Origin of the sequence: Streptomyces asiaticus (genome assembly GCF_018138715.1) — a bacterium.
In the GTDB taxonomy this organism is placed as follows: domain Bacteria; phylum Actinomycetota; class Actinomycetes; order Streptomycetales; family Streptomycetaceae; genus Streptomyces; species Streptomyces asiaticus.
In genome coordinates this window covers 9,660,020-9,677,723 of record NZ_JAGSHX010000006.1, presented here as the reverse complement: position 1 = coordinate 9,677,723, position 17,704 = coordinate 9,660,020, and the positions used below count along the sequence as shown (strand labels likewise).

Annotated in this window: 10 protein-coding genes; 2 read left to right on the top strand and 8 right to left on the bottom strand. The window is 70.2% G+C overall.

From position 1 onward, the window contains the following. Positions 1-194: 194 nt before the first annotated feature. A complete protein-coding gene (locus KHP12_RS48465; protein ID WP_086881786.1) occupies positions 195-1,976 on the top strand; it encodes a carbamoyltransferase family protein in 1,782 nt (593 codons plus the stop codon). Positions 1,977-2,020: 44 nt separating this feature from the next. On the opposite strand, the gene KHP12_RS48460 is transcribed toward KHP12_RS48465, so the two are convergent. From KHP12_RS48460 to KHP12_RS48440, 5 genes are all read right to left on the bottom strand, one after another. Continuing rightward, positions 2,021-2,458 (bottom strand): cupin domain-containing protein, encoded by a 438-nt coding sequence (locus tag KHP12_RS48460; RefSeq protein WP_086881787.1) that lies wholly within the window; start codon positions 2,456-2,458, stop codon positions 2,021-2,023. Positions 2,459-2,488: 30 nt separating this feature from the next. After that, on the bottom strand, positions 2,489-4,456 hold the full coding sequence (locus KHP12_RS48455; RefSeq protein ID WP_211834717.1) for a pyridoxal phosphate-dependent aminotransferase: 1,968 nt from the start codon (positions 4,454-4,456) through the stop codon (positions 2,489-2,491). Positions 4,457-4,478: 22 nt separating this feature from the next. Beyond that, entirely contained in the window at positions 4,479-5,435 is a 957-nt protein-coding gene (locus KHP12_RS48450; protein ID WP_086879567.1) for an NAD-dependent epimerase/dehydratase family protein, read from the bottom strand. Positions 5,436-5,479: 44 nt separating this feature from the next. Beyond that, a complete protein-coding gene (locus KHP12_RS48445; RefSeq protein WP_086879566.1) occupies positions 5,480-8,218 on the bottom strand; it encodes a non-ribosomal peptide synthetase in 2,739 nt (912 codons plus the stop codon). A 260-nt stretch (positions 8,219-8,478) separates the two neighbouring features. After that, positions 8,479-9,648 carry an ATP-grasp domain-containing protein gene (locus tag KHP12_RS48440; RefSeq protein WP_211834716.1) on the bottom strand — a complete coding sequence of 390 codons (1,170 nt, stop codon included), beginning with the start codon at positions 9,646-9,648 and terminating at the stop codon, positions 8,479-8,481. A 397-nt stretch (positions 9,649-10,045) separates the two neighbouring features. Here KHP12_RS48440 and KHP12_RS48435 point away from each other — a divergent pair, with 397 nt between their 5' ends. Beyond that, positions 10,046-10,897 (top strand): helix-turn-helix transcriptional regulator, encoded by an 852-nt coding sequence (locus KHP12_RS48435; protein ID WP_211834715.1) that lies wholly within the window; start codon positions 10,046-10,048, stop codon positions 10,895-10,897. Positions 10,898-10,969: 72 nt separating this feature from the next. Here KHP12_RS48435 and gap read toward each other — a convergent pair whose 3' ends face one another. The 3 genes from gap to KHP12_RS48420 all read right to left on the bottom strand — a co-directional run bounded on the left by gap (position 10,970) and on the right by KHP12_RS48420 (position 17,681). Next, a complete protein-coding gene (gene gap / locus KHP12_RS48430) occupies positions 10,970-11,968 on the bottom strand; it encodes a type I glyceraldehyde-3-phosphate dehydrogenase (RefSeq protein WP_086885980.1) in 999 nt (332 codons plus the stop codon). A gap of 133 nt (positions 11,969-12,101) precedes the next feature. After that, a complete protein-coding gene (locus KHP12_RS48425; RefSeq protein ID WP_086885981.1) occupies positions 12,102-13,049 on the bottom strand; it encodes a GlxA family transcriptional regulator in 948 nt (315 codons plus the stop codon). Between the two features lie 63 nt (positions 13,050-13,112). Continuing rightward, complete coding sequence (locus KHP12_RS48420; protein WP_308036213.1) at positions 13,113-17,681, bottom strand: phosphorylase family protein; 4,569 nt, start codon at positions 17,679-17,681, stop codon at positions 13,113-13,115. Positions 17,682-17,704: the final 23 nt, after the last annotated feature.

Sequence of the window (17,704 nt, the reverse complement as noted above, 5' to 3'; positions counted from 1 at the left end):
AGTATACGTAACGAAGGCCGCGCCCGGCCGCGGTCCGGGCCCGTCGAGCATTCGGTGCGGAATTCTCTCCGGCATGCCGTATCCCCGGGAAGGAAATCCACAATCTGCTGGTGCATCATGCCTATCCCTCAAGTATGCGGCCCCAGTAGCCTGTTCTTCCGCCGATACTGTCGTGCTTGGGAGGCTGAGAGCCAGTGATCGTACTCGGTTACAACGGATTCAGCAGAGGTGCGGAGCTTTTCGGGCGTCTCTACGGGGCGACTGGTGTCGGCCGTAATCTCTTGGTGGGTCATGACGCCGCGGCGGCTCTGGTGATCGACGGCGAGGTGGTGGCGGCGGTCGAGGAGGAGCGGCTGAGCCGGGTCAAGAAGACCTCCGATTTCCCGGTCCACGCAATCACCTGGTGCCTGAACTCCGCCGGTGTCGACCTCGATCAGGTCGACGTTTTCGCTTTCCCCTGGCGGTTTTCGACGACGGTGGCCGAGGAGATGATTTCGGGGATATGCGACTCCGACCTGCCGGTCGCGGCCAAGTTCGACGCCCTGCGCAGCACGGGTGAGCTCTACACCGGCATGCTCAGCCCGGACGCGGTGTACCACGACTTCGTCGAGCGCACCGGCCATGAGCTGGATCCCAACAAACTCACCCTGGTGCCCCATCATCTGGCCCATCTCATGTGCGGCGCCTACCTGGCCGGCGGGGGCGACGCCGCCTTCCTGGTGAGCGACGGCCGGGCGGAGACCCTGTCCTCCGTCATGGGCGAGCTGCGGAACGGCGTGGTCCGCCAGTTCGACGAGAGCGCGGTCCCCATGACCAGCTCGCTCGGGGTGGCGTTCGGGCGGATCACCCGCTATCTGGGGTTCGTACCGAACAACGACGAGTACAAGGTGATGGGCCTGGCCGCGTACGGCCCGCCGCCGCGGCACAACCCGCTGCTCGAGCGCGTTGTGCGGCTGCACGAGAACGGCTCGTACACCATCTCCATTCCCCGGGACATATCGGCCTACTACGCACTGTTCGACGAGCTGTTCGGCGGCGACAGCCAGAAGCGCGAGCAGTTCGACTTCCGCGTCAAGGTCGCCGGGCTGGCACAGCACATGGTCGAGGCCGTCACCGCCCATCAGGTGCGGGCGCTGACCGCGGCGTCCGGCCTGGACACCCTGCTCTTCGAGGGCGGGCTGGCGCTGAACTGCGTGGCCAACACCAAGATGCTGGAGAGGTCGCCGTTCACCGGCATGGAGGTCAGCTTCGGGGCCAGCGATCCCGGGGTCGCCATTGGCGCGGCCGTGTACGCCGCCGGTCTCAGGAATCGGCCCGCCGACGCGGTCACCACCCCGTACCTGGGCCCTTCGTACGACGAGCGGCAGGTCCAGGACGCGCTCGCGGAGTACGCGGACCGCGTCGAGTGGCGGGAGGAGCCCGACGCCGCCTCGATCGCCGACCGGACGGCGGAGCTGCTGGCCGGGAAGAACGTCGTGGGCTGGTTCCAGGGCCGGGCCGAGTTCGGGCCGCGCGCCCTGGGCAACCGCAGCATCCTCGCCAACCCGGCCTTCCCCGACATCAAGGACATCATCAACCTCCGGGTGAAACACCGGGAGCCCTTCCGGCCGTTCGCGCCCGTCATCCTCGAATCGGAGGCCCCGCGCGTCTTCTCGATGGGCAAGAAGACCTCGTCCCCGTATATGACCTTCGTCTTCCCGGTGCGGAAGGAGTACCAGGAGCGGATCCCCGGCGCCTGCCACGTGGACGGCACCGCGCGGGCCCAGACGGTGAACGAGCGGCAGAACCCCGCGCTCGCCCGGCTGTTGCGCGCCTTCACGGCACGGACGGATGTGCCCTGCCTGCTCAACACGTCCTTCAACGTGGCCGGTGAGCCCATCGTCTGCTCGCCGCGGGACGCGTTGGAGTGCTTCCTCGCCACCGAGATCGACTATCTGGTCATCGACCGGTTCGTCATCACCAAGAAGGGGAGCTGAGCCGTCGGCCCGCGGGGCGTATGCGCCCCGCGGGCCGGCAGCCCTCAATCCTTGGGAAGCCGAATGGGCTCGTTCGGCCCGCCCTTTGTCTCGATGGTCAGGAACGACAGAACGTCGTCGCCGATGTTCTTCAGGTCATGAAGGTGATATCGCCCCGCGGGGCAGCGGAAATACTGAGACTGTCCGCGGGCGTAAGAGATCTCGTGCGTGGTTCCATCGCCCGAGTGCTGGCGGGCCCGGCCGTTTGTGAGAGCTATCCAGAAGTAGTCCAGTACATGCCGGTGGACGGGAATTCGCTCTCCCGGCTGAAGATGGGTCTCCCAGATGCGCAGGGAATCGGTCTCTTTTACCAGTGTCCGGCCGATCCACCCATGATGGGCGTTGGTGTAGAATTCCTTGTGCAGCTGCGGGCTCCAGCGGTCATAACCTTCTGCGACGACGGTGCTGGACAGTGGGATATCGGAGCGGGAATCTTTACCCACGAGCGGCGTCCTTTCGCTGAACGATATGGCTCACAGAGCGGCGGAGAGCGCTTCGAGCAGGGCGGTGTTCGCGCGCCGGTCGCCGATGGTGATACGGCAGGTGTCCGGGACCACCCGCCCGGTGTCGGCGACGACGATGCCCGCACCCCGAAGCTGGTCCATCACGCGCTCGTGCTTGTGCAGTCGGACGAAGAGGAAGTTGGTCTCCGAGGGGAACACCCGGGCCACCGCGGGATGCCCGGTCAGCGCCGAGGCCATCCGGTCACGCTCGGCACGGATGCGCCGGATGCCCGCGGCCACCCGCCGCACATCGGTCAGCCGGTCCCGCACGGCGTGCTGGGAGGCGTTGGTGAACCCGAACGGCACCTGCACCCGGCGCAGCGCTTCGATGATGCCGGGCTGGGCCAGGGCGATTCCGCAGCGCGCGCCGGCGAGTCCCCATGCCTTGGAGAGTGTTCTGAGCACGATGAGGTTGTCGTGCCGGGCGATCAGCCGGGCGTACGAGGGCTGCTCGCTGAACTCGACGTAGGCTTCGTCGATCACCACCAGCCCACGGCCGTGAACCACCAGCTCGTGGACCTGTTCCGGGTCGAGCCTCGTCCCGACGGGGTTGTTGGGGTCGCACAGGATGGTCACCCGTGGATCGGCCGCCAGGATGCGCTCGGTGTCGAGCCGGGACAGGTCGTCGCCATGCAGCGGCACCTCGACGACGGGCAGGCGGAGGAGGTGGGCGAAGTGGCCGTAGAGCGGGAAGGTGGGCGGCGTGACGCAGACGCGCTCGCCGGGTGACGCCAGCGCCGCCAGGAGCAGCATGACGCCGTCCACCGAGCCACTGCTGAACAGCAGGTGGTCCGCGCTGAGCGCGGCCACGCCCTCGTGGCCGGGCAAGGTCGCGATCGTGGCCAGGTAGGTGTCGGCCAGCTCTGTCGTGTCGAGGTGGGGGTACTCTCCCGCGGCGCCCAGGAACGGATTGGTGTTGCTGGACAGGTCGATCGTGTCGAACCGTGGCACCTGGCGGAAGCGGGCCGGGCCGGGGACCGGCACCCCCGTGACGGGGGGAGCCGCGTACTCCGACAGCGGGTGTTCCGCTCCCGCTTCCTCCGGGGACGCGAGGCCGGGAGCGCGCAGCCAGTGGTCGAGGGGCACGAACAGATCGGCTCCGAGGCGGCGCATGCGGGGGATGTCCCCCCGACCGAGGTGTACCCACTCCAGACCGCAGCGCCGGGCGTGGAGGTACAGCCGGTGCACGGACGCGGCGAAGAGGTCGTCCCGTGCGGCGGGGTCGTCGTGGTCAATGGCCTGTGTGAGGGAGTAGATCCCCCGGCCGTTGTGGGACGTGGTGAGGAGTCCGGCCTGGACCACGGCGCCCTGTTCGCGGCGTACGAGCATCTCGGTGCGTTTCGCCAACGGGCCGTGGGCCAGGGCGTCGAGGGCTTCGGCGTTGTACAGGTTGTCATGGCCGCCGTGGCGTTCGGCCTGACGCCGGTGGAGCGTGACGAAGGCGTCTCGCGCCCAAGGGCTCCCGTCGAGCTCGCTCAGCGGGATCCGCTCCCAGGTCACCTCGGGGGAGGTCTCGCGGTCGCGGCGGCGGAGGTCATTGAGTCGCTCGGCGCCGACGCGGGTGCGCAGGACCTCGTCCACCTCCCCGGTCAGCCGGACGACACACTCGCTCTCGGTGGCGACCGGAACGAGCCCTGCCGCCCGCAGCACGCTGGTGTCGTCGCTGCGGCGCACATTGGGCACCAGGATCTGGGGCACGCCCAGTGTCTCGGCGCGGCGGACCAGTTCATCGAGGGCGTGGCGGGTGGGGGCGGGGCTGGTCGGGTGGTACGGGGACCCGCCGCCCACCAGGGTGGGGCGCGCGAGCACCGCGGTGTCCAGGGCGGCGAACGCGCCCGCGCCCTGGTCCAGTCGGGCCAAGGCGCACACCGGGTCCGGGGACCCCAGGGCGGCGGACAGCACATGCTGAAGTGCGTCGATATCTGCTGACCTGCGCATGCTCGTTCTCCACTCCTCGTGGTCACTGGGGTGTTCCGGCTCCGTGCGCGTCCAGGTAGGCGTCGACGCGGTCGCGGTACTCCTCGAACAGGTCGGCCACGGTGCGGGCGATACCGGCGTGCCAGCCGATGGTGCAGTCGCCGATCAGGTCACGGCGGATGTCATGGTCGAAGATGGCCGTTTCCCGGCTGTAGTCACCGCGGTCCAGCCGCAGCGGCACTCCGGTGAGCGCGGACAGGTACTCCAGCAGATCGGTGATGCCGACCTCCTCGTCCCCGCCCCAGTTCACGACCCGCGCGGGCGCCCGCGCCACGTCCCACAGCAGCGGCACCTGGCGCACGACGTCGTCGGTGTGCAGCAGATTGCAGTAGTTCTGGCCCTCGCGGGGCACCGCACAGGGCTGCCCCTTGCGCATCTGGTTGAACAGGATCATGGGCACGCCGCCGTGGCCGTACGGGCCGTAGGCGATGTTGAGGCGGGCGATCACCGTCGGCAGCCCGAGTGTCTCGGCCAGGCCGCGTGCCACCCCTTCGGCGGTGATCTTGGCGACGGGGTACGTCGGCAGCCACGGCGCCGCCCCGCCCAGCGGATCGCTCTCCCGGTAGCGATGTGTCCGGTCGGCGCGGTTGTAGACGACCCCGGACGAGACGTACAGGAACGAGTCGGCGGCGGAGCAGTGGGTCATCAGCCGTGCGGTGCCGACCGCGTTGACGCGCGCGGTGTCCTCGAAGTCCTTGCCGTCGCCCCGGTGCACCGCGGAGTGCAGCACATGGGTGAAGTCGCGCGGCAGGCCCTCCAGGTCGTCGGTGGCCATGTCCCAGATGGCGGTGTGAGCGCCCGCTTCCTCCAGCGCCTCGCGGGCGTGTGGATCGCCGAACCGGCCCAGGCACCACACCTCGTTGCCGACGGCGAGCGCTTCGGCGACGGGCCTCGCGACCTGCCCGGTCCCCCCGGTGATGAGTATCTTCTTGCCTTGCATGATCGGCGGCTCCTGGTGGTGTCAGCGGTTGCCTTCGCCGGTCCTCAGCCGAGCGCCCGGGCCAGTTCGTGCCGCAGGGTCGCCTGGAAGGTGTGCACATGCTGCGGACTCATCAGGGTGTAGTGCTCCCCGTCGACCTCGATATAGGTGTTGGGGTCGCGGGTGAACTCGTCCCAGTGGCTGAGCTGGTGGTCCAGCCACTCCTCCTTGGTGCCGCGCAGCGGAGTGCAGTAGAAGACCTTCACCCGCCCGACCGAACCCGACGGTTCGTAGGTACGGCCCAGGTGCACCATGCTCTGTGCGAGGTGCACCCAGTCGGCGAACCGTTCGAGGGTGAGGTCGAGTTCGGTCAGCCGCCGCTTCGGGGCGTGGTCGATCAGATGGGCCAGCTGATCGGCCTCGGGCAGCGGCCGGAGGGTGGCGGTCAGCCGCTCGATGTCGGTGGGATCGATGAGTTCGAGGAACAGCGCCAGATTGATCGCGCCATCGGTGAAGGTGATCTCGTTCATGCGGTCGGAGATCCGCGGTGGCAGGTTGAAGACGCCCACGAAGTCGACCTTGTCGCCGTCGGCTTCCAGCCGCTTGGCGATCTCGAATGCCACCGCCCCGCCGTAGGAGTACCCCGCGACGGCGTAGGGGCCGCTGGGCTGCGCCCGCCGGATGGCCTCGACATAGGTGGACACCATGTCGTCGAACGACCCGAAGTGGGTCTCCCCCTGCCCGAATCCACGGGCCCGCAGCGCGTAGAACGGCCGCTCGCCGGTGAAGTACTTGGCGAGGTTGACGAACACCAGCACCTCCCCCAGACCGGGGTGGACGCAGAAGAGCGGCGTCCCGTCGCCGGTGATCTGGAGCGGCACCAGCGGATCGTAGGTGGCGTCCCCGCCGGCGCCCTGCTCCGCGGTCAGGCGGCCGCCCAGCGCTCGTACGGTCGGGGCCTGGAGGAGCGTGGACATCGGCACGTCCTCGATGCCGAACGCGGCCTGGATCTCCAGCTTCAGCCGCAGTACGTCCAGTGAGGTACCGCCCAGATCGAAGAAACTGGCAGTGGCCGACACCGCCCTGGTGTCCAGGACGCGGGCGTAGATCTCGGCCAGTGCGGTCTCCACCTCACCCTCCGGCGCCACATGGCCGCCGAGGAACCGGGTACTGATCTCGTCCGACCGGCGGGCGGCCTCGTCCAGGCTCCCGTTCTCGACGGCCGCGCGCAGCCGCGACCGCTGGATCTTGCCGAGGTTGCCACGGGGGATCGCGTCCTCGGCGACGGGGAGGATCAGCTGGGGGCGGAACCCCCAGTGCATCACCGTGGAGCTGCGGATCGCCACGATCGCGCGGTACACCGCGGTCTCGTCGGCGGGGTCGCCCGCCGGGACGAACGCGATGGCGAGCTGTTCGGTGTCGGCGCCCCCGGGCCGTATCGGGAACGCGGCGACATGGCCGCGCTTCACCCCGTCCAGCTCGTCCAGGACCGCTTCCAGGTCATGGCTGTGGTAGTTGACACCGCTGACGATGATGGAGTCCTTGGTGCGGCCGACCAGCGTCAACCGGCCGTCGGAGCCGAGGCGGCCCAGGTCTCCGGTGCGGAACCAGCCGTCGGCGGTGAACGCCTGCGCGGTGGCCCGCTCATCGCCGAAGTAGCCGCCCGTGACCATCGGGCCGTGCAGCTGTACCTCCCCAGGCTCGGCCGCTCCGGGCCGGTCGGTGGAGGCCAGCACCGTGCCGTCGTCGTCGGTGATGCGAATCCGCAGGCCACGCACCGGGCGGCCCAGTGGGGGGAACTCCGTCTCCAGGTCGCGGATGGCGAAGTCGCGGTTGAACACACTGCCCGCGCAGGTCTCGGTCATCCCGAACGCGGGCACGATCACATCCCCGCGCAACCCGTAGGGCGCGAGCGTGTCCAGGAACGCCCGTACGGTGGCGGTCACGGTGGCCTCACCGCCGGAGATGATGTGCCGCACCTGTGACAGGTCCACCTCCTGCCGCGATACCGGCCGCCCGGCGAGTGCCTGGTTGATCTGCCCGAAGAGGAAGTTGGGGGTGAACGTCACTCTCACCCGATGGGCCGTGAGCAGCCTGAGGAACTCCACGGGGTCCGCCAGCACGGTGGCCGGCACCGTCATGACCTGGGCGGCGCCGTTGAACATCGGCAGCAGATGCGCCTCGATCGCGGCGATGTGATCGACCGAGATCCAGTTCAACGAGGTGTCGTCGGGCCCGAGTTCCAGTGCCCCCGCCTTGCCGGCCTGCGCCGCCAGCAGATTGGCGTGGGTGAGCCTGACCGCCTTGCTCGATCCGGTGGATCCGGAGGTGAGCATCAGCAGGACGAGCTCGTCCGGCGCGGGCACATGGAGCTGATCGGGCTCGGCCGCGGCATGGCTCAGCTCCTCGACCGTCACGGACCGCAGCCCGGCCTCGGGCAGGTCTCCATGAGCCGTCTTGGACACGATCACCAACGGGTCGCCCAGAAGCGTGCGCAGATGCTCCAGCTGGGCACGCCACCGGGAAGGGTCGGCCGGCGGCGCCACCGGGCACGGCACGGCACCGGTGAGTACGCATCCCCAGAAGGCGCGGAAGAAGATCTCCGGATCACTGGCCGCGATGAGCACTCGGTCGCCCGGGGCAGTGCCGCGCTCCCGCAGCCCTTGCGCGATGCGGCAGGCGCACTCCCGCAACTCGGCGTAGGAGAGGAACGGGCCGCCGATGAACGCGATGCCTTGAGTCGTGTCGTGGGCCGCGCGCTCGAGCAGCCGCGGAAGTGTCGAAGCATGACGTTGATCCGGCATGGGGGAAGTCCTCCGATCAGAAGGGACGGAAAACCATGGCGAGCGGGGCTGGGGGCGCGACGCCGCGCTCGGGAAGGGCACCAGGGCCGGGCTCTGACATCGCCGTCGGCGGTGGTGCGCATCGTGGGGGCGCGGCTGGACGCGGCGGGGGCGGGCGGGGCTCGGCGCCCGCGGCACGTGTGATCGAGGTGACGCGACGGTGTCGGCGGGTCCGGGCCAGGGCGTCCCGGGCCGTCGGACCGGTCGGACCGGCCGTCAGATCAGGTGGATCCGACCTCGTTGAATCGCACGATGTCCTCGATCGTCTTCCGCAGTTTCAGCTCATCCGGGTCGGAGACGACGGCCTGTCCCACGCGGCCGTACGGCCCGACCGGCGCATCGGGCGACGAGTCGTAGACGATCTCATCGAAAAGGAAGTTCCGCTCGAAGTCGCTCTGGGTCAAATGGCACCCGTTGGGGCGACGCAGCAGAATGTATCCGTGGAAGCGCTCCGGCGTGCGCCGGTCGCCCAGGGCCCGAGTCGCCCCCTCCCCCAGCGCCAGACTGATTTCGACGTCAAAGAGGTCGACGCCGTATGTCAGCTGATTGACCTGGGGGGACAGCGCCCCGGGTAAGCGGATGGCGCACTCGCCGAAGGTCAGCCCTTCTTCTGTCGTGAACGCTTCCATATGGAATACGCAATCAGGCGCGTTCAGGCTGGTGAGCGCCTGCCCGGCGAGCGTCTCCATCTCATCGAACAAGACGGAATGCCGCCTCCGGTCCAGGACGTACGCGGACAGAACGCCGCCCTGTACGGCCCTGAGCGGTGAGGTGTGATAGCCGCTCATGGACGACCATTGCAGGTCTCCCTTTCCCCAGACGCCGTCGAGATAGACCTCCGGAGCGTCCACGAAGGACTCGGCGACGATCTCGACATCCGACTGGCCGGTGAAGGGCGTCAGGGCCAGTGCGTACTCCTCCGGGGTGCGGACGATGTTCGTACGGAGAGCACCGGCCCCGGTCGCCGGCTTGACCACGAAGACCTCTCCCAGGTCGTCGGCGAGCTCCGCGAACGATGTGCCCACGGGCACATGGCGGCAGCGCGCTCGCCTGACCTGGGGCGGCAGCATGCCCTTCTGGAGGTACTTGTCCCGGAAGTGGAGAGCCGTCCTGGAATCGGCATTCCCGGGAAGGTTCAGCTGCTGCCGTAAGTAGGTTGCCCCGAATACGCCCATCTCATGGACGCTCAGCACCCCGGCCACATCGTCGATGTCCGCGGACAGCACTGCTCGGAAGATTTCCTGGGCGTTCTCCATGTCGGCGACCCATGTGAATCTCCGACTCCGCGGCGGGCTCGCCGGCGCCTGGACAATATAGTGAGGATCAATGCCGCGGCGCTGTAGTGCCTGATCGAGATCGCCTCTGTACCCGATAACAATCATCGTCGGCATTCTCGCCTCCCCGTTACGGCTGACCAAAACTTGAAGAAGTTGTTTGCCGTACTGCCGCCCGATGTGGATTCGGGTGGACCGGTGGATCGGTGATGTCTCGCGATGAACTACTTCGAGGCCAGCACCGAGGCATCGTTTCACAGGGATACGAAAATGTGATCCATTGAGGATGCGCTTGTGACGCAAGTCACAAGCCGCGCAATGGGTGCGAATGGAATTGCTCATTCCATTCGTGCTCATGGAGTGTATTCGCCATTCCGGTCATGCCTCGTATAGCACTACATGGAGAAATCCACGCCACCGAGACCGGGCAGTGCGCCACGGGCCGGCCAGGACACGCTCTCCCTGGGTGCGACACACCCAGGCAACCGGCCGCGGCGTTTCGTAGCCTGGCGGCATGGGTGATGACGACCTGGGAGCATTCCTGCGCAGCCGCAGGTCAGGACTTCGGCCCGAAGAGGTCGGGATGAGGAGCCACGGCACCCGCCGCGTTCCCGGGCTGCGCCGTGAGGAGGTCGCGGTGCTGGCCGGTGTGAACGCCGACTACTACACCCGCCTGGAACAAGGCCGGGAGCGCCATCCCTCCGCGCAGGTGCTCGACGCGCTCAGCCGCGCGCTGCGCCTCGACGGCGACGCCCGGGACCATCTGTACCGGCTCGGCGGTACGGTGCCCGGCGGCCCCGCCGCCCGGGTGCCCGACCAGGTCAGCCCCGGGTTGCGACAGCTGATGGACGGCTATCCGCACACACCCGCCTTCGTGCTCGACCGGACCCTGGACATCCTCGCCACCAACGCGCTGGCCGACGCCCTCTACTCGCCGTTCCACCCGGCGGACAACCTGGCCCGCATGGCGTTCGCGGACCCCGCGGGGCGCACCTTCTACCAGGACTGGGACCGGGCGGCCCAGGCCACCGTGGGGAATCTGCGCCAAGCGGCGGGCTACGAGCCGGACAACCCGCGCCTGCGCGGGCTCGTGGACGCGCTCATCGAGGACAGCGGGGACTTCGCGCGCCTGTGGAAAAGCCACACCGTGCGCGGCAAGACCCAGGAGGCCAAGCGGTTTCTGCACCCCGACGTCGGCCCGCTCACGCTCAGCTACCAGGCGTTCGACGTACGGGAGGCCCCGGGTCAGCAACTCGTCATCTACCACGCGGAGCCCGGCAGCGGCAGCGCGGAGGCGCTGCGTCTGCTCGGCTCCATCCACGCGACACGCACCCGGCCCTCCCCGCGCGGCGCGGACCGTAGCTGAGCTCAAGCGCCCTTCTGGGAATGGTGAGGAGCCGGTCGGTCCCGGCCCCTCACCGTCGGTCAGCCGGCGTGCTCAGTCACGCGCGAGCAGTTCGAGCGTGTCGATGACGCGGTTCGAGAAGCCCCACTCGTTGTCGTACCAGGCCACCACCTTGATGTGCTTGCCGTCCACACGGGTGAGGGCGGCGTCGAAGATGGACGACGCCGGCCGGCGGGTGATGTCGCTGGAGACGAGCGGCTCGTCGGAGTAGTCGAGGATGCCCTTGAGCCCGCCGTCGGCGGCGGCGCGGTAGGCCGCGAGCACCTCGTCACGGCTGACCTCCCGGGAGACCGCGGTGTTCAGCTCCACGATCGAGCCCACCGGCACCGGTACGCGGATCGAGTCGCCCGACAGCTTGCCGTCGAGGTTCGGCAGCACCAGACCGATGGCCTTGGCGGCCCCGGTGGTGGTGGGCACGATGTTCACCCCGGCGGCGCGGGCGCGGCGCAGGTCGCGGTGGGGGCCGTCCTGGAGGTTCTGCTCCTGGGTGTAGGCGTGCACCGTGGTCATGAAGCCGTGCTCGATACCGGCCAGGTCGTCCAGCACGGCCGCCAGCGGGGCCAGCGCGTTCGTGGTGCACGAGGCGTTCGAGACGATCACATGCCGGTCGGGATCGTAGGCATCGGTGTTCACGCCGTAGGCCAGCGTGACATCGGCACCGGCGGAGGGGGCGCTCACCAGCACGCGCCGGGCACCGGCACGGATGTGCGCGCGGGCTGCGTCCGCCGCGGTGAAGCGGCCGGTGGACTCGAGCACGATGTCGACGCCGAGCTCGGCCCATGGCAGGTCGGCGGGCTCGCGCTCGGCGAGCACCTTGACGCGGCGGCCGTCGACGACGAGGTCGGTCCCATCGACCTCGACGGAGCGGCCGAGTGGACCGAGCGCGCTGTCGTACTTGAGCAGATGGGCGAGGGACTCGGGGGCGGTGAGGTCGTTGACGGCGACCACCTCGAGCTCGCTGTCCCGCTCGAGCAGGGCACGGAGGGTGTTGCGTCCGATGCGGCCGAATCCGTTGATGGCGATGCGGGTCATGGAGATTCCTTTCGTTTCCGCCCCCATCGTCGGCATCCGGATCCCCGGCCGACAGCGGCATGAACGCCACCACACGCAAGGATCTCGCCACAGCCATCGCGCCCTTCACACGAACGGCGCCCGGCACGGGGGCTCAGGCCGAGAAGGTGTGGCGGTACTCCGTCGGGGAGGTGCCGAGAATGCGGTGGAAGTGCAGACGCAGATTGGCGCCGGTGCCGAGCCCGACCCGGTCGGCGATCTGCTCCACGCTCAGATCGGTGCGTTCGAGCAGTTCACGCGCCAGGTCCACACGCGCCCGGAGCACCCACTGCATCGGTGTGTAGCCGGTGTCCTCCACGAACCGCCGGGAGAAGGTGCGCGCGGACACCCGCGCGTTGCGGGCGAGCGCTTCGAGGGTCAGCGGTTCGGCGAGGTGCGCCAGGGCCCACTCCCGCGTGCTCGCGAACAGGTCGCCGAGCGGCTCGGGCACGCTCCGGGGCACGTACTGCGCCTGTCCCCCGCTGCGGTACGGCGCCGCCACCAGCCGTCTCGCCACATGGTTGGAGAGCCCGACGCCGTGGTCGCGCCGCACCAGGTGCAGACAGAGGTCGATACCGGATGCCGCGCCCGCCGAGGTGAGCACGTCGCCCTCGTCCACGAACAGCACGTTCTCGTCCACCCGGACGAGCGGATGCCGCTCGGCGAGAGCCTTGGTGTAGTGCCAGTGGGTCGTCGCCCGCTTGCCGTCGAGCAGACCCGTGGCCGCCAGCGCGAACGCCCCGGTGGAGATGGCCGCGAGCCGGGTGCCACGTTCGCGGGCGGCCATGAGCGCGCCGACGACGGCCGCCGGTGGTTCCGTGGTCGCCGGCTCCCGGTAGCCGGGGATGAAGATGGTGTCGGCGTGCTCGAACGCCTCGAGTCCCTCGGCCACGTGGTACGAGAGTCCTTCGCCACCGGTGACCGGCCCGGGCGCGGCGCCGCACACCCGCAGCTCGTAGGGCATGCTCGGCCGGTTGGAGAACACCTGCGCGGGGATGCCGACATCGAGTGGCTTCGCACCGTCGAGCACGAGCACGACGACGTGGTGGTTCTTCCGGCTCATCGGGCTCCTTCGGCTTCCCGCGATCGAACGGGGCCCCGCACGCACCCGTGACCTCGATGACGACTACCGCGAGCATCCTGCCACTGGCTGCCAGGCCGTCCGGCCACCCAGCACCCAGCTGAGGTCGTGTTCGGTGTGTTCCCGCGACCGGGCGCTGAGCTGGTCGCTGATCCACATCTTGGTGGGCCGCGGCACCCGCGGATGGGCGACAAGTGCTTCCAGATCCTGGCGCGTTGTCGCGTACGAGCGGCGGATCGCGCAGCTCACCAGACCCAGGGCGTACCGCTCCGGAAAGACCACGCGATCGGCGTCGTCCTCCGGGCCAGGCTCCTTGAGGTGCTCCCACAGTCTCCGGTACACGGCCGGGGAACCGTGGTCGAAAATGCTGTCCATCGCGCCGCGGAGGGACTTGGCGAGGTGGTTCTCCGCGGCGCGGCCCTGGTGCGAGGCCACGGCCGCGCCGATGACACGGATCAGCAGCTCGGCGGCGGGTGCCGCGCCGTGTGCGGCGCTGAGCCGCCGTACCAGCTGGCCGAGCCCGCTGATCAGTCCGGCGTCGGTCGGCGGGGCGAAGGCCAGGTCGAGGGCCGTGGTGAGGGCCGTGGGAGTGAGCGGGCCGGACTCGCAGGCGGCGTGGAGCAGGGCCTTGCGGGCGGCGTTCCGGGTGGCGGCCGACGCGACGTCGAGGGGCGGGATGCCTCCCGCGGCGTCGAACACCAGCTCCGAAAGGAAGGTGTGTGCCGTGGTGTACTGGGCCGGTTCGCGCGCCGCGATGGTTCCCACCAGCCCGAGGAAGGCCGCCCGGCCCTTCTGGTCGGAGAAGGTGCCGTACCGGGGCAGGAGTTCGGTCAGGCCGGGCGCGGGGAGGACGCCGGCGGACACGGAGCACTCCCAGAGGGTGAGTGCCTGGCGGTGCCGCTTTCCGCTGTTGCCCTCGGCGATCTCGTCCGCGATCAGCCCGGTGAGGGCCGGGGCCGATGCCCGTAGCGCGGCCAGCACCCGCTCATGGGCGAGGGGCGGCAGCGGACCCGTGCCCTTCTTGGCCCGGCCGGTGGTGATGGCCTCCAGGAGCACGGTGTCGGCGTCCATGAGCGACAGGTTCACCAGCAGGCCGATGTGGCGCTCGGTGTGCAGCCCGGCGTCCGTGACCGCCCGGTGCAGGGACTGGCGGACGAGGCTGCGGACGGCGGCCGGGGCGGTCGTCGCCTTCTCGATCCTGCTCACCGCGGTGGGGTGGCCGCCGAGCGCGGCCGGCAGGAGGAGCGTGGCCAGGCCGTCCCGGGACAGCCACAGCTCGGAGTCGGCGTCCCAGCCCGAGTGTTCCAGGACCTGCCGGACGCGGTGCGGGGGTACGTCCCGGTGGGCGAGGATCCGGCGGGCCACAAGCGCGAGCCGCTGCGAGGGCGTGACCGCCTGGTTCTCGGGGCAGGGCAGCGCCTTGAGCATGGCGGCGAGCCGGTGGACGAGGCGTTCCGCGGCGGCGCAGTCGACGCTGAGCAGCAGGGGGAAGACCATCCGGTGCTGGAGCGCGTGCGGCGCTCCCGGCCCGGTCATCGCCAGACAGCGGTCGAGGGTGGCCTCGATGGCCCAGTGGCCGGGCGGCAGAGTGGTCAGGACCGCTGTGGCGGCGATGAGTCCGGCGTTGCCCGCGGTGTCGTGGTCATCCGCTTCGAGGAGCGCCACCGCGGTGTCGAGGCGGCGCGTCCAGGGGTGGGTCGCGGTGGCGGGTCCGCCATCGAGGTCGTCGGCGGGGACCGGGTGGTCACCCGGGAGTCCGTGGTCATGGGTCCAGGATGCGGCCAGCACCCTGGCCAGAGCCGTTTGGAAGAGCTCGAGGTCGTACGACTTCCGCGCGAGGCGCACACGCTGGAGACGCTCCTGGACGGCGGCGGCCCACTCCGCCGAGCCCAGTGTCTCCCAGTGCCGTGCCCATAGGGTCAGCACGCCGGATGCCAGCTCCGACAGCCCCCGGGTCAGGGCGAAGTCGAGCATCTCCATGAGGCCCGTCCGCGCTGACGCCACGTCGATGTGTGACGTCAGCACGAGCAGCCGGGGCAGGACGTCGAGGCCCGCACCGGCCGTACGGCGCCCGGTCAGTTCCCGTACGCAGCCCCAGTCGGCGAGGGCGGCGTGGACCGCGAGCGAGTTCTGGGCGGCCAGCCGTTCCAGCGCCTCGAGCACGGCCTCCCGCAGGCTGGGCTCCTGCCGCTCCCACAGCCCGTGGAGCCGCGGCAGCAGGGCGTCGACGTCCGTGTCGCGTACGGTCGGTGCCAGCACCGCGTACCGTCGGGCGACACCGTGCGGCGCCGTCGCGAGCAGCGGCTCGACGGACACGCCCACGGCGGGGTTCCGCGCCGCGACGGCCACGGCGACGGTGTGCAGGATCATGGCGTCCTCGTGCGCCGCCATGCGGATCAGCGTCTCCCGCACCGGGCCGCGATACCGTTCGGACCCGGCGGCGAGCATGAGGAGCTGTTCCAGGATCGCCCCGACGAAGAAGTCACGGGGATGGGATCCGATCCACTCGCACAGCGACGGCAGCGCCCGTACCCCGGTGAGGCACAGCAGACCGCGCGCGGCCGCGTACTCGAACATGGTCTGGTGGAAGAAGTGGATGCCGTCCGAGGCGCCCCTGCCCAGCACGCCCCGGTCGAGCAGCAGATCGAGGGAGGACCGGACGCGGGCGGGTTCGTACGGCCACGGGGGGCGGGGGCCGCCGTGCGGCGAGGCGAGCCGCTCGACCAGGTCCTCGCGCGGCAGTTCGGTACGGCCGTCCGACATCAGCACGACGGCTATCGCTCCGGTGATCGAGGAGAGGTCCTCCGGCGCCGTGGCGCTCTGGTTGCCGTGCTGGCGCCGGTCGGTGACGACCCGGTGGTCCCAGTAGCGGCGGTAGAGGCCGGTGGCGTCGATCTCGGCGCTGGGGAACGCCCCGTCGTCCCGGGCGAGTTCGAACAGCAGCCGCAGCTGGAGGGGGCTTCTGCACACCTCGCGCACCGGCAGTCCGCGGGCCACGGGCTCCATCAGCCTCCGCACCCGCGCCGCGTCGTCCCGGGGGACGGCGTCGGGGCAGTAGAGCGCGGCGTGGCCACGGATGGCGTGCGGGATCTCGCCGTCGTCGTAGGGGCCCAGCGACATCCGGAGGAAGCCGGTGCGCAGCCGGTTCGCCTCCTCCGGCCGGGACGTCAGCACCAGGCGGACACCGGCGGCGGCGAGGTCCTCGCACAGGTCGAGCAGCGTCATCTCGTGGTGGTCGTCGTGCAGCAGCAGATCGGCGGTGTCAAGGAGCACGACGGGTGAACGCCCCCGTGTCCGGGCGTGCGTGGCACCGGACACGACGGTCGCGGGAGTCAGCATGGGCGTTGCGGAGGCGCCGCCCAAGGGGCGCAGCAGCCAGGCGGCGTTCACCAGGAAGACCTCGGCGTCCTCCAGAACGGTCAGGTCCCGGGCGAGGCCCCACAGCAGGCTGCTCTTGCCGTTCCCGGCGTCCCCGGTCACCAGGACCGCCTTCGGATCATCGTCGTAGAGGGCCTCCACCACCCGGTCCTGGATGGCGCGCCGCACATACAGCCCGCCGCTGAGCTGCGGCGGGGAGCCGGTGCCGGCGTCCGGCCGCGGGGAGTCCACGAGGTCCAGGTCGTCGGAGAACCTCCTTGCCCAGCGGAGGAGTTGGCGGTGTGCGGCCGGTCCGGTGTCCGGTGGGGTTCCCGCGTCTGGGGGCGGGGGCGGGGCCGTCGGGCCTTCCTGGGACCCTTCCGGAGCCGGGCCCGTGGGCGCCACCGGCCCGGGTGTGGCGGCTGGCCCAGGTGTGAGGGCTGGCCCAGGTGTGAGGGCTGGGCCAGGTGTGACGGCTGGGCCGCCCCCGGGCGGCAGCTCGCGGAGGACGGAGAAGGCGAAGGCGGCGGCGTGGCGGGCCGCGCGGGACTGCCAGCCCTCGGCGTCCGCGTCGTACTTCTTCCCATCGGCCCGGTCGCTGATCCCGCGGACGATCAGGGCGGGTAACGCGGCGTTGAGATGGGCGGCCTGCGCCACGCCCGCGCCCTCCATCTCGATGGCGGCGGCGTCCTGGTAGTTCCGGCGCAGCTGCCGTCGCAGGGGCGAGTCCGCAGAGTTGAGGACGACCTCACCGGCGGCCACGGGCTTGAGGTGGACGGCCGGGCGGGCGGCACCGGGCGGGCGTTCCCTCAGCAGCTCGGTCCACCCACCGGACCTGCGGACCATACGGGCCAGCTGGTCGAGTTCCTGACGCACCGGCCAGACCCTCGGGCGGGAGTGGAACTCGCCGTCCTCGTCCTTGCCGCCGTGGTACGCGTACACATGCGTGGCCATGACGACGTCCCCGAGCTGGATATCGCCCTTGAGGGCTCCCGCCACCCCGACGAATGCCACGGCGCGCGGGCCGAACATGGTGATCGCCCGCTCGGTCAGCACGGCCGCTCCCTGGTTGCCGTCACCGAGCTCGGCAAGGGCCACCCGCCACGGCGTGCCGTCGAGCCGGCCGACCTCGAACAGGGTGCCCGCCGGGTGGAGCCGCGGCCGCGGCTCGACCAAGTACGCCCGGACCGCCTCGTACTCCACGTCCAGTGCGGTCAGCACGACGAGTGAGTCGCTGTGCTCCCCGGTGCTCTCCACGTCTCCCCCCGGCCACGGTCGAC